At 46.9% G+C, this 14,896-nt stretch carries 11 protein-coding genes and 1 tRNA gene; 3 read left to right on the top strand and 9 right to left on the bottom strand.

Annotated elements, in window-relative coordinates:
* Positions 1-54 precede the first annotated feature (54 nt).
* The 9 genes from LSG37_RS10935 to LSG37_RS10895 form a co-directional block, all read right to left on the bottom strand.
* Positions 55-1,881, bottom strand: a complete 1,827-nt coding sequence (locus LSG37_RS10935; protein ID WP_233079907.1) for a M1 family metallopeptidase — start codon at positions 1,879-1,881, stop codon at positions 55-57.
* A gap of 15 nt (positions 1,882-1,896) precedes the next feature.
* Positions 1,897-3,723: a protein kinase domain-containing protein gene (locus LSG37_RS10930; RefSeq protein ID WP_233079906.1), complete on the bottom strand. Its 1,827-nt coding sequence runs from the start codon at positions 3,721-3,723 to the stop codon at positions 1,897-1,899.
* A 104-nt stretch (positions 3,724-3,827) separates the two neighbouring features.
* Entirely contained in the window at positions 3,828-5,384 is a 1,557-nt protein-coding gene (locus tag LSG37_RS10925) for a dihydrolipoyllysine-residue acetyltransferase (protein ID WP_233079905.1), read from the bottom strand.
* 10 nt (positions 5,385-5,394) lie between these two features.
* On the bottom strand, positions 5,395-6,372 hold the full coding sequence (locus LSG37_RS10920) for an alpha-ketoacid dehydrogenase subunit beta (protein WP_233007306.1): 978 nt from the start codon (positions 6,370-6,372) through the stop codon (positions 5,395-5,397).
* Complete coding sequence (locus LSG37_RS10915; RefSeq protein WP_233079904.1) at positions 6,372-7,556, bottom strand: thiamine pyrophosphate-dependent dehydrogenase E1 component subunit alpha; 1,185 nt, start codon at positions 7,554-7,556, stop codon at positions 6,372-6,374. Before LSG37_RS10915 ends, LSG37_RS10920 begins: the two co-directional genes overlap by 1 nt.
* Positions 7,557-7,845: 289 nt before the next feature.
* The gene (gene astE / locus LSG37_RS10910) at positions 7,846-8,898 is read right to left on the bottom strand and encodes a succinylglutamate desuccinylase (RefSeq protein ID WP_233079903.1); all 1,053 of its coding nucleotides are present in this window, start codon (positions 8,896-8,898) and stop codon (positions 7,846-7,848) included.
* Between the two features lie 134 nt (positions 8,899-9,032).
* Complete coding sequence (locus tag LSG37_RS10905) at positions 9,033-10,301, bottom strand: endonuclease (RefSeq protein ID WP_233079902.1); 1,269 nt, start codon at positions 10,299-10,301, stop codon at positions 9,033-9,035.
* A 153-nt stretch (positions 10,302-10,454) separates the two neighbouring features.
* The gene (locus LSG37_RS10900; RefSeq protein WP_233079901.1) at positions 10,455-11,333 is read right to left on the bottom strand and encodes an EamA family transporter; all 879 of its coding nucleotides are present in this window, start codon (positions 11,331-11,333) and stop codon (positions 10,455-10,457) included.
* Positions 11,334-11,406: 73 nt separating this feature from the next.
* On the bottom strand, positions 11,407-12,369 hold the full coding sequence (locus tag LSG37_RS10895; protein WP_233079900.1) for a LysR family transcriptional regulator: 963 nt from the start codon (positions 12,367-12,369) through the stop codon (positions 11,407-11,409).
* Between the two features lie 96 nt (positions 12,370-12,465).
* Here LSG37_RS10895 and LSG37_RS10890 point away from each other — a divergent pair, with 96 nt between their 5' ends.
* From LSG37_RS10890 to LSG37_RS10880, 3 genes are all read left to right on the top strand, one after another.
* Complete coding sequence (locus tag LSG37_RS10890; RefSeq protein WP_233079899.1) at positions 12,466-13,401, top strand: sodium-dependent bicarbonate transport family permease; 936 nt, start codon at positions 12,466-12,468, stop codon at positions 13,399-13,401.
* 90 nt (positions 13,402-13,491) lie between these two features.
* Positions 13,492-13,568, top strand: a tRNA-Pro gene (locus LSG37_RS10885).
* A 446-nt stretch (positions 13,569-14,014) separates the two neighbouring features.
* A complete protein-coding gene (locus LSG37_RS10880; RefSeq protein ID WP_233079898.1) occupies positions 14,015-14,875 on the top strand; it encodes a hypothetical protein in 861 nt (286 codons plus the stop codon).
* The last annotated feature ends 21 nt before the right edge of the window (positions 14,876-14,896 follow it).

The following is a 14,896-nucleotide window of genomic DNA, read 5'->3' as shown; positions in this document are numbered from 1 at the left end:
AACACTATCTGTTCAGTACAGACTACCCGGCTAAGCTGAACGGCCACTTAAAATTCAATTCAGCTTCAGTACCTTATCAACAGCAGACTGAGTTAAAGGGTGATAACCCGGCCTTGCTTTCTGATACAGATTTTTAGCCCATTCTAAATATTCAGGGTTCTGACTGAGCTGCTGATACAAAGGCACCACAAATTTACGCCGCCCTACTTTTAGTAAAAACTGCTCCAGCGCTGGCAACACTGCCTGATAGTTTTTCGCCAGCGTCACTTTAAACCAGGCGGTTGCCACTTCTGCATTCTGACTTTGGCTTAAATGAAAAGCCTCGTCCAGTTGCGTCAACTGAGCTGTGTCGACAGTAGCAGTCAACTGACCAATAAAATGTAACCAATGGTGAATACTCCAGCTGTTTGTCTGTAATTCGGTCAGATTGCCGGTTTTTTGCCATAAAGCCAGTTGTTGATCCACTTGTTTAAAGGCATCAGAGGAAGGTTCAACAAAAGTGCTGGCCAGGCCGGGTTGATACAACCATTCCAGTACTTCGCCCATAGAGACAATATCAGGGTCATTCAGCAAGGTTTTACGCATATAACGTAAGAATTTTTCAGTGTCCATACTTTGAAAAGCAAAGGTTTGAAAATAGTTTTTCAAGAAAGGGTCAAATACGGCTCGGCCAAAACGTTGCTCTAAAAACTGCAGGAACAACATGCCTTTGACGTAAGGCACCTGAGTAAAGGCCTCATCTGGGTCCCGGCCTGTGTAATCGGTGAGCAGCAAGGTATCTTTGGCATCGAGCTGCAGCAAATCATTCTCCAGATCCTGAACCGACAGCTGGCGTTCTAATAAAGCACGTTCTGGCCCAAAAACTTGTTCCATAATGCGGTTTTCAACATAGTTGGTAAAACCTTCGTTGAGCCACAATTCGTGCCAACTGCCATTGGTAACTAAATTACCGGACCAGGAATGCGCCAGCTCGTGCGCTATTAAACTGACCAGACTTTTATCACCCGCTATCACTGTAGGGGTAATAAAAGATAAACGCGGATTCTCCATACCGCCAAAAGGAAAACTGGCCGGTAAAATCAACAAATCATAACGACCCCACGGGTAGTCGCCGTACATGGCAGTCGCGACCTGCATCATTTGCTCAGTATCAGAAAATTCAGCCACAGCTTTATCCAGCCAGACTTTTTCGGCGTAAACGCCAGTGCGCTCCGACATGGCTTCAAATTCTAAATCCCCTATCGCCAAGGCGATCAGATAAGCAGGAATAGCCTGAGGCATACGGAAAAAGTAATCGCCGTCTTTTTCGGTATTCGCACTATTATCCGCTCCCATCACCGCTAACAACTGCTTAGGAGTGCGAATACGAGCCTGATAATTCAACCGCACTGCTGGCGTGTCTTGCAATGGGATCCAGCTACGGGCGTGAATAGACTGCGATTGGCTGTACATAAAAGGCTGCTGTTTTTCGCTGCTTTGCTCTTTAGTCAGCCACTGTAAGCCTGAAGCTTGTGGGCTGGTGTGGTAATAAATACGCACAATAGGAAACTGTGCCGGGAATTCAATCAACAACGCCTGACCATGATGAGGAGATTTGTCACCAAAACTATGGCTCAGTCTGTGCCAACGGCCTTCGGCAGATTGCCCCATTACTTTTTCAATGCTCAGATCACGACTATCCAACACCAGTTGCCTTGTGTCCGGATGGTGCCAGTCCAGTTTCAGCTCAACAAAACCCTGTAGTTGCTGCTTATCAAAATCAGCAGTTAAATCAAGCTTCAACTCCGGGTGGCTGACTAAAGTAAAGTTGCTGAAACTATGGGGATCCGTCGCCTGAACTCTGGCGCAAAATAGAACCAGCAACAGCAGCACAACACGCATTTTCTTTCTCCGAAACTAATTCTTACTGTAATTCATAGGATTGGCAGGATAATAACAAAGTTCCTGCTGGCTCTGGTGACTGAAATGCCGGGTATCTTTGTGCGGCAATTTCATAAAACCACCGACGCCTTCGCCACTAATTAAAGACACTTTTGCCAAAATGCTCTGCAGCAAAGCGGCAAATTCAGCTTCAGCTGCTGGCTCAAGCAACCGGTAATAATTATGTATTTTCATATACAAGGGCGTGACTTCAAAAATAATGCAGCCGGTATGACGAATTAAATTCAGTGCGGCTAAGTCATCCATAATGCTGTCCGGCAACACCAGTTGTTCGTCGGGATCTTTACCATCTTCAAAGTAACTGTGCTGCGCGCTGCTGTCGTCCAGCTGGCTTTGGCCCAACTCATATTTTAGCGCTGTACCTTGTGGCACCACAAAAGGCACATCTGTGCTGTCCCGTGCTATGTGAATAGTCTGGCGTGCATCAAATAAACAGGCTTTAAAAATACCCACCTTGCCGATACAACGTGCCAGTTGCACCACGTTGTTCACAGCAACAGCAAAAGCTTTTTGCAGGCGCTCGTCAAACAGATTCAGACTGGAATCGATATAGACACCACTGCTTTGCCAATGAATAGCAATACCGCCGACCACTGGATAACGACCTAAACGACTGACCGCAGCGACAAAAGCTTTTTCCGTTTCGCCCATGCCCTCGAGGTAGTTTTTGTAGTAGCGTTCCAGCTGCACATCGTCAATGTACTGAATGCCTTCTTCGTCGCTGTGCTCCCGCAAAAAGGATTTACGCGACGAATAGACCACAGTATCCAATTCCTGCGCTTTGTCGCTGATCCAGACCGGTAATACTGACTCTGTAGTTAAAATTGGCAAGTCAGGCGTGACCAGATGATGTAAGCGTGGCATAGATTTTAAGAAATAATCGCCTGCTTGCTGACGCAGTACCAAATCATCAGACAGCATACTGTCGAGCATAGTGGCAAATTCCATCGGCAAAGCTAAGCTACGCGCTGGGATCGCCTTACGACCAAAACGACAGGACTGACCGGACGCCAAGGCATACAAGGTACTGGCCACGCCCTGTTCATCAAAGCGTGGGCTGGATAAAGCACCGGTGCGCTGCTCTGGACCAATAAAATACACATCACCTAAACGGGCGTTGGATGTCTGTAAATCCGACGACATCAGTTGCATCACGTTGGTACCAATGTAATGACCTTCACTATCAAGCTGGGCAAACACCGAAGAGCCCCAATCCACCAGACTAATTTGATTAGTGCTTTCGTCGTAGACAATATTTGACGGCTTAATATCGCCATGCACTATAGGCGCTATTTCACCGTCTTTTTTATGCTGACGCAGCGCTACTAACAAACTGGCTAACTGAGTGGCGATATCCAGTAATAAACGAACAGGCACCCGGCCATGTTTCAGGCTGTATTGTTCCAGATCCACGCCTTTAGCGCGGCCCATCATTAAAATGCCCTGCTTTTTTACCAGCTGATAAGTAAAAAACGGCGGCACATTTGGATGAGCGGCCTGTGACAGCATATAGCCTTCGTCGGCTAATCGTTCTTGAATATGAGGAGGTAAATTAATGCGGGAGAATTTAAACACCACATCCTGCTGCTTTTGATCAAGGCCAGCAAAAACAAAACCGTAAGCGCCCTTGCCCACCAGCTCAATTTGACGGTAACCTAGTTTTTCCAATTCAGAGATACAAAGCGCCACCCAGTCTTTGAGCTTTTTAGCATCATTGGCATTGAGCAGGTAAACCGACTGCTCTTCGGGGATGTAGAAGTTACGAAGCTGATGTTTATCCATATGGCCTTAGACAAATACCCTTAAAACGAAAAACCCGGATTACTTTCGATCATCCGGGTTTTGTAGCAAAGAACGAAGCCAATTACCAGTGCTTCTTCAATGGTTTAGACCATCGACAACAACATGGATGATGGCTGTTCCAGATAGCTTTTCCACAGGTTAGTGAAACGCGCTATGGTGCCGCCGTCTATCACGCGGTGATCACCAGACCAGCTGATTTGCATCAGAGAACGGCCTTCTACTTCACCTTTGGCATTAAAACGTGGCAACAGCTGGGTTTTGCCCAGCGCTACTATCGCCACTTCCGGCTTATTGATAATAGGAGTCGCCACAGTGCCACCAATGGCGCCAATGTTGGAAATAGTGATAGTGCCACCTTTGAGCTCAGCCGGGCTAACACGGCCTTCACGGGCGGCGTCAGTCAGTTTTGTCAATTCCTGAGCAATTTGAACTATCGACTTGTTCTGACAACCTTTGATATTCGGCACCAGTAAACCCACTTTGGAGTCAACGGCTATACCAATATTGTGATCGTCAAAATAGGTCAGCTCTGAACAATCGCTATTGACCTGGCTGTTCATAATAGGGAACTGTTTAATGGCCAGCGACATGGCTTTCATAAAAAATGGCATCAGAGTCAGCTTAATACCCTGCTTAGCGTATTGATCTTTCAATTGACCACGAAGTGCAATTAGCTCTGTTAAATCAATTTCTTCACAGTAGGTAAAATGCGGAATAGTAGATACCGAATCCTGCATCTGACGCGCCATCGCTGCTTTAATGCCTTTGATGGGCTCAACACGACTGCCGCCAGCGCTGGTCACAAGAGCGGTTTTGACTGGAGTTGCAGCTGCTTTGGCTACACCAGAAGTAGCTCCACCATTGGCATAAGCTTTAACATCCTCTTTATAAACCCGGCCTTTGTCACCAGAACCTGATACTAAAGATAAATCGATGCTCAGCTCACGAGCTAAACGACGTACGGCCGGGCTGGCTAAGGCTTTGCCATTGCCAACAGGAGCAGCTGTTGCAGCAGCGGCAACAGAAGCTGCTTTTGCAGCGCAAACCGGAGCAGAGACTGATGCTGCAACAGCTGCCGGAGCAGAAGTTGAAGTACCTGCAATTTCCTGCTGAAACAGCGGGCTATGTACTTTAGCAATCTCACCTTTGGCGTAATGCAGCTTGACTACTTTACCGGCGTATTTAGCAGGTATTTGCACTAAAGCTTTGTCGGTCATCACATCACAAACTGGTTGGTCTTCGGCCAACACATCGCCTTCTTTGATCAGCCACTCAACAATCTCACACTCAACGATACCTTCACCTATATCAGGCAGAATAAAGTCTTCCAGCTGTTTGCCAGAGGTTACGGCTGCAGGAGTTTGGGCTGGAGCAGACACAGCTGCAACAGCTGGCGCAGCGCCCTCTGTGTCCATTTCAAATAAAGGTGCATGCACTTTGGCAATATCACCTTTGGCGTAATAGAGTTTGGTGACCACACCGTCGTACACAGCTGGAATTTGCACTAAAGCTTTGTCGGTCATCACATCACAAACCGGCTGATCTTCAGCGATACGATCGCCTTCTTTCACCAGCCACTCGACGATTTCACACTCGACTATGCCTTCGCCAATATCCGGCAGAATAAAATCTTTTTTCATCTGGCTATCCTTAGAAATTAACCGAGCGTTTAATCGCTTCGTAAGTTTTCAGATGATCGGGCACATATTCTTTTTCCAGTGCCAGCGGGTACGGAATGTCTAAACCACAAACCCGTTCAATCGGGCTTTCCAGATGCAGGAAGCATTTTTTCTGGATGGTGGATGCAATCTCAGCCGCAAAGCCACCTGTCAATGGCGCTTCATGGTTAATGACTAAACGGCCGGTTTTCATCACCGACTCTGCCACAGTATCGACATCCCAAGGCTGAATGCTGCGAAGGTCAATCACTTCACAGGAAATGCCTTCAGCTTGTGCCATATCCACAGCTTTTTGGATAATTTCCATCTGCGCGCCCCAGGCTAACACAGTGACGTCTTTGCCCTGTTGCAGCACTTCGGCTTTACCTAATGGAATTTCGTAATACTCTTCAGACACTTCGCCGACAGAAGCGCGGTACAGTTTCTTAGGTTCAAAGAAAATCACTGGGTCCGGGCAGTTAATGGCGGCTAATAACAAGCCTTTGGCCTGAGCTGGATCGCGTGGCACCACAATTTTTAAACCAGGCGTATGGGCAAAATAAGCTTCAGGCGACTGGCTGTGGTAATGACCACCGGCTATACCACCACCGTATGGCGTGCGGAACACTAAACCACCGACATTAAACTCGTTGCCTGAGCGGTAACGGAACTTAGCTGTTTCATTGACGATTTGGTCAAAGGCCGGGAATATATAATCAGCAAACTGAATTTCAGCCACAGGTTTCATGCCCTGAGCCGCCATACCGTTGGCAAAACCAGCGATGCCTTGCTCCGTTAAAGGCGTATTGAAACAACGGGCTTTACCGTATTTTTCCTGCAACTTGCTGGTGGCACGAAATACGCCCCCAAAGTGGCCAACGTCTTCACCAAAACACAACACACCATCGTCTTTGGCCATGGCTAAATCTAAGGCGTTATTGATCGCCTGTAACATATTCATCTTAGCCATTATTCAAATCTCCCCGCCGTCACCGGATAGGCATCCGGGTACTTTCTGATATGTGCTTTTAGCTCTTCTAATTGTTCGTTTAAAAGTGGAATTGGTGTTTCGTACACATCACTCATCAGATGTTCGATACCAGGCTTAGCCACTTTTTCTGCTACTTTTAACGCATCCAGAATTTCCTGACGCAGTGCATCGGACTTGGCTTTGTCTTCGTCTTCATTCAGCCAGCCTTGCTTCACCAGCCATAAACGGTAACGGGAAATCGGATCATTTTTACGCCACAGCTCTTCTTCTTCTTTTGAACGGTAACCACTTGGGTCATCTGACGACGAGTGTGCGCCTAAACGGTAAGCGATAGATTCAATTAAAATCGGCTCTTCGTGTTCTAAAGCATAGTCGCGTGCCATTTGGGTGGCTTTGTAGACAGCCAGAATATCAGCACCGTCGACACGAATAGCTTTCATGCCATAACCCACACCACGACAGGCAATACCATCGCCTTTAAACTGTTCGTTGGCAGGCGTTGAAATGGCATAACCGTTATTACGACAGAAGAAAATCACCGGTGCTTTATGCACAGCCGCCATATTTAAACCGGCGTGGAAGTCACCTTCAGAAGCTGCACCTTCACCAAAATAACAAATGGTGGTGTTTTTCAGTCCGCGTAACTTTTGCGCATAAGCGTAACCACTGGCCTGAGGAATTTGCGTACCCAGCGGTGATGAAATCGTCATGTAGTAAATGTCTTTGCTACCGTAATGCACTGGCATCTGGCGGCCTTTGCCTAAATCTTTTTCGTTAGAGAACAGCTGATTCATAAACTGTTCCAGACTAAAACCACGATAACGCAAAGCGCCTTGTTCACGGTACTGCGCCATAATCATGTCTTTATCATCCAGCGCAGCAGCGCTGCCGACAGTGGCGGCTTCTTCGCCTAAACACTGCATGTAAAAACTGATACGGCCCTGACGTTGCGCGGCCAGCATACGTTCGTCCAGTATGCGGATAAACTGCATACTGTCGTACATTTTAAGGGCTGTGGCTTGGTCGAGCTGCGGTACTTCTGCACCAGGGTAGATAGAGCCGTCATCCTGCAGGATACGCAGCGTAGGAATTTGTAACGCGTGACCGCTGGTAAACTCAGCTGTGTGCACTGTAGAGATGGTTGCGTTATTGGGGTTAGTCATAGGTGTCTCTTTTGGTTGTATCCGTCAGACTGTGACAAACATCGGCGCAATACGGTGGCTTGGTGACCACTCTTGGTAACTAAATTGCGTTTCCCCGTTTGCCCTGACCATTATTTTTGTTTTACGTGTTTTAATCAGTATCGCTATTTTCTTCTATTTTTCGGCCGCAACTTTACCTTTACGTAAACTGCATTGCAACCAGAGGCACAAATAAAAACAGCTGGTCCATGCACTAAAGCCTGGCCAGCTGTCAGATATTTTGTACTCTGTAAGGCTATTGAGCTCTGGATTAACTCACTTTGCCAGTCACTGAAACAGGCTTCACCATCAACATAGCACGCTGGCCAACGGCCACTTTAGGGTTAGGGAAAATAATGGCTTCGCCTTCCACTTCCACTCTGTACTCGACACCCTGGTCACTGGCAAGCACTGTACCGAGGTCAAAAGTGGTGAAGTTCTCAATGTTATCGGCAAAATGCAGCTTGAAGGCTTCTGTGGTTTTATCGATAGAGCGGCGCACTTCATAGAGATTAAAGTCCGCTTCATTAAACTCAGTTGTGGCAAGTTCGCCGCCTGAGATCAGGGCGCGGAATGCCGCCGCTGCGTCGGCAAAACGGCTCATATCGTTTTGGCCAAAAGGTCTTGCCTTGCCAAGCTCAATGGTAAAACCATGCGCCTTGCAGCTTTGAGCGGCAAAATAACTAAAAGTACTGGCTGGCGTTTGCATCAGAAGCACAGTGTTGGCACCACAGGCCTTTAAAAATTCAAACTGGTTTTTACTCCAGTTTTTGCCATGCAAAAACGGATAGACCACAAACTTCTCAAAACGTGAACCCCGGATCGCTGTATGTAAATCATAAAGCTTACGCTCACGTAAACCTTGCGGCGCTTCGTCGAAAAACTTCAGCACATAGCTCTCTAACTTTTTCGCGCGCTCGCGCTCAGCGCTTTGTACACCAGGTTCTTTGCTGTGATGGCCTGAAAATAAGCGGTTTAAATTATCCTGAATTTCACGCACACCTGCATTCATAGCAGGTGGGTTACCAAATAAAAACAACACGCGCTCTGTCAGCAGCAACTTGCCTGCCAAAACCTTATTTAAAAGCTCTGAACACAGCTCAACAGGTGCAGTTTCGTTGCCGTGCACACCGCTTGATAGCACTATGTCTTGCTGGCCGAATTGCTTTGGCTGGCAATAGATCACACCTGTGTCCCAGATTTGAATATCTGTGCCGTTTTCAAGCTGGTAGCTGGCAAAAGGTAAAAAATCAGGATGGGCTAAGGTAAGTTTTAAAAAATCAGGGGCTTGCTGCAATTGCTGCAGCAACTCTTCAGGCTTCATAGATGCTCCATAGGCTAGCGCTTAAACGCTTTTTTAAGTTGCCTCATTCTAGCTTGTGGCCTGAAACAGTCCAAGCTGCTTTTCTTCTGAAAAGCAGCTTGAAACGATTTTTGACGTGAAATTATAACCAGCTATTACAAACCGCAGCTGGCGCCATAAATTGACTGAGCCCAGTGTGGGTTGTCGATAAAGGGATTGCGGTTTTGTTGCCATTCGTAAATACGATTATTACGACGAATTTCAAAACTATCCACCGGATCCTGGATATGCCATTGCAACAGTACACAGAGTTTGCCCATTTCAGGCGCTGAACTGCCGGTAGGTGCAAAGTTACGTAAAATCAGGTTAGGCGTGCCTGTTTCATCACCCCCTTCATAGCGTACATCCATATAAAACATCATACGGGCGACATCGCCTTTAACCGCATTACGTGGCTCGAAGCTGTCGCTGTCGGTTTTATTTTCCGGCGCTTCAGTTAAGGGTGTGCCACCTATATCAAAGTCTTTATTGCCACGACTGGAGTTAATAGATACATCTGCAGGCCGTAAATGATGGATATCGGTATAGGCATATTGGCTTTCACTGGGGAAACCATGGCTTTTCGCCCAGACATGCTCACGATTCCAGGCATCCAGTGAATTGGTTTGGCCTGCGCGGAATGTTTTGGCAACCGAACGTCCGGCATACAACATAATGACGTTGTTGGTATTGTTTACATCTTCATCTGTGTAAGAAAGCGCATCCCACACCTGACTATAAGTTAACCGCACATGACCACGTAAAATTGAGTTCAGTGCTGTTTTCAGTGCGCTGCCAGTTTTCCCCGCAGCAGCTGCATAATAGGTGGGCTGATTGATCACAGGGCCTGTGCCACCGCCCCCGCTGCAGGTTGCGGTAAAGACACCACTACCAGGATTGCCATAGTTACTCGAGACAACCCAATCAGACACAAGATTATTATCCGTGGTTTTATTTCGGCTAATGGATTTATCCACAGCATTAATAGACCAACCGGATAAGCCATTTTCCCAGCCTACCGCATCAATTTCTGTGCTGCCATTTCTCAGCCTGACGTAGTCGCCGCTATTGCCAAAAGCCAGAGTCAAACCCGATAAATGCGGCGTGACACCGTACAAGGCTTGCATAGCCGCGGTATTTTTTGCCACCAGGAAATAGCTGCGTGGCGCTACAGTGCCGGATAAATTAAAACTACCACCGTTGTCCTGCAGGCTATAGCCTTGCAGGTTAATGGCTGTGCAGCTGTTGTTGTAGAGCTCAACAAACTCTTCAGTGTTGTCGTTATTAGGGGCGTCGTACAGTACTTCGGTAATGAGCAAACTGGCAAAACTGCTGCTGCAATAAAGCGCTGCAGCAAGCAGCGATAAAGTTGTGATCTGTTTCATTAGTAATCCTGTGAGTTCTTGTTATGGTGTGAGGATCTGCTTCCTGCCCCCAAATTGACTCTGCTTCTCCGTCAGAGCACACAAGATTAGCTCAGCTATATGACAAATTGCTTAAATTCAACACAAAATGTTTACTTTTTGATCATCAACGCACTAAGCCCACATCACCAGTACAGCAGCCAGCACAATCAACCCCAGACCCAACAGATCCTGACGTTTTAGTTTTTCTTTTAATACGAAGACAGAGATCAGCAGTGTAACAAGTACCTCAACCTGCCCCAGCGTTTTGACATAAGCCACTGCTTGCAGGCTCATCGCCGTAAACCAGCCCAATGATCCTAAACAGCTGGTAAAACTGGTAGCCAGAGTCAGTTGTGGTCTTTGCCATAACTTCACTAAGGTGGTTTTGTCGTTCAGAGCCAGATAAACCGATAAAACTATGGTTTGGGTGGTGATCACAAAAAACAGTACCCAGGCTGCTGCTGGTAAAAAAGGCAATCCCAGAGTCAGGCTGGCTTCGCGTACCCAGAGCGATGTCAGTGCAAAAGCCAAACCACTGCCCAGACCTAAAGCGAGGGTTTTGGCAGATAAAGAACGAATGCTGGTAGCTCCGGTAAGCAAAAACACCGCGATGCCACCGATAAAGACTCCTACCCAGCCCAGCGGACTGATGTAGGTACCAAAAAACATTACCCCAACAATAGCCGCTAAAATAGCCTCGCTTTTGGCAAGACCTACCCCAATCGCATAGTTTTTTAGCCTGAATAACTCCACCATCAACGCTGTTGCCAGAATTTGCATCGCCGACGCAGCCAGCACATAAAACACAAACCAGAAATTAAAATGGGGTATGGCGTAATCTTGCCACTGGTAAAGCCCAATTAAATACAACAGCGCTAAAGGCCCGGCATAAATAAAGCGGGCTAAGGTTACGCCCATCACTGGTACGTCTTTACTCAATTGTTTTTGCAAAGCGTTACGCATTGCCTGCATAAAAGCAGCCAGCAGCGTAAAAGGGATCCATAAAGACATGTAGACTTCCAAAAATCAGTAAAACAAAATGATGCATTGTTCAGAGAATGAAGGCAAAGCTTTTACCCGCTGTTTAGCTGAAATGCTCATCTAACAAAGCGATATCGTCAACCACCCACTGCGCTTCAATGCAATCAGTCAGATGCTGTGCAATAAACTGGATTAAACGTCGTGCTGAAGCGCTCAGCCTTTTATCTTTACGCGCCACCAGATACCAATGGCTATTCAGCGGAAAACCTTTCACCTTCAACACCTTAAACTGGTCACTGCTTTGGCCCAAGGTGTAAGCAGATAACACCGCAAGGCCGAGACCACTGGCAACACTAAGTCGGATAGCTTCGTTGCTTTCAATCTGCATGGTTTTAGACAATTCAACGCCCTGACTACTCAACCAGGATTCAAATTGCATACGGGTGGCAGAGCCAGGTTCTCGCATTAAAAAGCGCTCGTTTTTAAGTGCAGCAAAATCAAGTTCGCCGCCTTCTTCACAATAACGGGATGCCCAATGATCCGCTGGTGCTATCAGTTGCAGCGGGTTTTTAATAATACGGCACGCCTGCACCTGCTCACCGCTTGGTGGCTGACTAAACAGATATAAATCGTCATCCTGATGGGCAAATCGGTTCAGAATATGCGCCCTGTTGCCCACGTTTAAGGTCACTTCAATTTTGGGATTGGTTTTATCAAAAGCCCCCAGAATAATGGGCATGACATATTTGGCTGTAGTGACTATGCCTAAACTCAAAGTGCCGCTGCGCCCGCCTTTGGCTTCCTCTAACAAAGAAGAAAAGTCATCAAAACGGCTTAATACATCGGACGCCGCCTGAAACAACGCATCGCCAATATAAGTGGTATGCACTTTTCCTTCCCGGTATTCCAGCAAAGGCTGCCCTACTTCATCTGCCAGCTTTTTCAGCTGTAAGGACACAGTAGGCTGGGTTAAATGCAATAAGCGCGCTGCCGCCGATACTGAAGCCAAACGCACCACCTGCACATAAACCTGCAGTAATCTGAAACTTAAATGCCGCACATCCATAGATATTTATCAATACTTAACTAGCAAACAATTAATTATCCAATATACCCAAAGGCAGGCACAATCGCCAGCCAATAACAGCTACGGAGTTGGGTTATGCCGGATATTGTCATCGCGTTTTTTGCTTTTGGCCTTGTGGCAGGCTTATTAAAGTCAGATTTAAAAGTTCCTCAGTCTATTTACGAAACCTTATCTATTTTGCTGATGCTGGTGCTGGGCCTTAAAGGCGGTATGGCGCTGCATGGTCAGGCTCACAGCGGCATGGTGCCCGATCTGTTGGCTGTAGGGGCTTTAGGTTTAATTATTCCGCTTTTGTGTTACCCGCTGTTACGTTATCTGGTGCAACTGAATAATTCAGATTCTGTCAGTATTGCCGCTCATTATGGCTCTGTTAGCGCCGGTACTTTTGCGGTGGTGTTGGCACTGGCGGAAAAATCCGGCATGCCTTTGTTACCTGAAACCACTTTATATCTGGTGATGCTGGAATTACCGGCCATTGTCATTATGTTAGGTTTGTATGGCGCATTAAAAGGTCAGGGTAAACAAGCTCATATCTGGCGCGAAGCCTTAACCAGCCGGGGTGTGCTGTTATTGGGTGGCGGCGTATTGATTGGTTATCTGTATGGACCTGAAGGGTTGGAGCCTATAGCTCCTGCCCTTATTGGTGGTTTTAAAACTATGCTGGCGCTATTTTTACTGGAAATGGGCCTGTGCACTGCCAAAGTATGTAACCCGCTGCCGCTGCAACACTGGCGCTTAATGCTATTTGCAGCAATTTCTCCCTTTGCTTTGGGAGCATTAGGTTTAGCTTTTGGTTTAATGTTGGATGTACCTGCAGGCACATTGCTAGTGCTCACCACTTTAGCCGCCAGTGCTTCTTACATAGCAGCACCAGCTGCGGTGCGGGCCAGTATACCGGACGCCAATATAGGCCTTGCCATGCTGGCATCCTTAGGTATTACCTTTCCGGTCAATGTACTTTTGGCTATCCCTGTGTATCAGCATTGGGTGGAATTGGCGGTAGGAAAATAACCTAAGACACTGTAAAACGTACAAAAAAAACGCAGTCACACCAAGGGGCATTGCATTTGTGGGTTAAAGCAGTACTATAAGGCCCAATGTCGGTACGTAGCGCAGCTTGGTAGCGCACTTCGCTGGGGGTGAAGGGGTCGGAGGTTCAAATCCTCTCGTACCGACCATTAAATTAACCTGCTTTTACAGCAGGTTTTTTTATGCCTGAAATTCTCCGATTTTAAGCGCCCCAATGTACTACCGCATTGATTATGTTGTAGCATATCACCCGCTTTGATAGACACCTGACGCATGTCCCCTTTCCTTCTAAAAAAACCGCTATTTAATCTAAATGCAAGAGCCAGGATCAGCCGCAGATTTCCTAAGGCAGAGTATCAAAGCTTAGTTCCGATAATAGTAGAAAAAATTTCAATTTTCAGTTGACAAATACAAGAGGTAATCTTTAATTAGGTCTCCAAAATAGGGATTTCATCTTTTAGTTAAAACTGGATGAGTTTGAAGGTTAGATCTGCGCCGTAATCATATTCTGACTCCAACAATCAATTACTGACGGGATCAAAAACGTGGTGGCATATTTACGACCAGACACCAAGGGCATGGAAAGGGATCAACCTTGAAAAAACAAAACTTTCGAACACCGATCTCCCCGGCAGAGTCTCAGGCAGCCTGTAAAGCTGTTTTGGCGAGCGATAAATTTGTTCATGCACCGCGCATGTGCCGTTTGTTGCATTTTCTGGTTGAGAGCGCAATTTGTGGCAACAGCCGCAATACGAGCGAATACGCTATCGGCATTGAGGTTTTTGATCGTAATGTTGCAACCTATTCGACCACAGAAGACCCTGCGGTGCGGGTGCAGGTGGGTCGCTTGCGGGAAAAACTCAAGGACTACTACGCCGCAGTGCCTTCCGAGATTGAAATATCCATTCCTCTGGGTAGCTACATGCCTATTTTCAGGCGATCATCAGATGCCAACATATACCCCGATGATACGCTGCTTTTCAGACCGATCAGGGCTATTTCAGAATGCACCAAGGGACAGTGTTTTGCTCTGGGCTTACATGAGGAACTGCTGCATCAGCTATTTCTGGCCTTTAACAGTATTACCTTAATCCAACACTCAGAAGATGACTTCAAGGTTCGTCATAGCAACGAGTCGAAAAAAGCGTCCAACGCAGCGGCCAAACACTTGTTTGAAGGATTCGTTCGCATCGATTCACAACGCGTCAGGACTTCCGTTCACCTGCTCGATCTTGAACATAATCAAATACGTTGGTCGAAACAATTTGATCGCAATAATTGCTACGACATATCACTGCAGGAAGAGCTGGCGTTTTCCATCTGCCAGGAATTAAAACTGTTTATGCTCGAAAATGGGCTGGATCATTTCGGACAAGATTCGCCACTATCAGAGCAAGCGCAGCAAGAAAACCGCATCACTCACATAGGTCAAGGCCGCAGACTCACAAGCCAATAGGTGAACAGTCCGTTTTGCGCA

Origin of the sequence: Rheinheimera soli (assembly GCF_021290985.1) — a bacterium.
GTDB lineage: Bacteria > Pseudomonadota > Gammaproteobacteria > Enterobacterales > Alteromonadaceae > Pararheinheimera > Pararheinheimera soli.
This window is presented reverse-complemented; position numbering and strand designations above follow the sequence as displayed.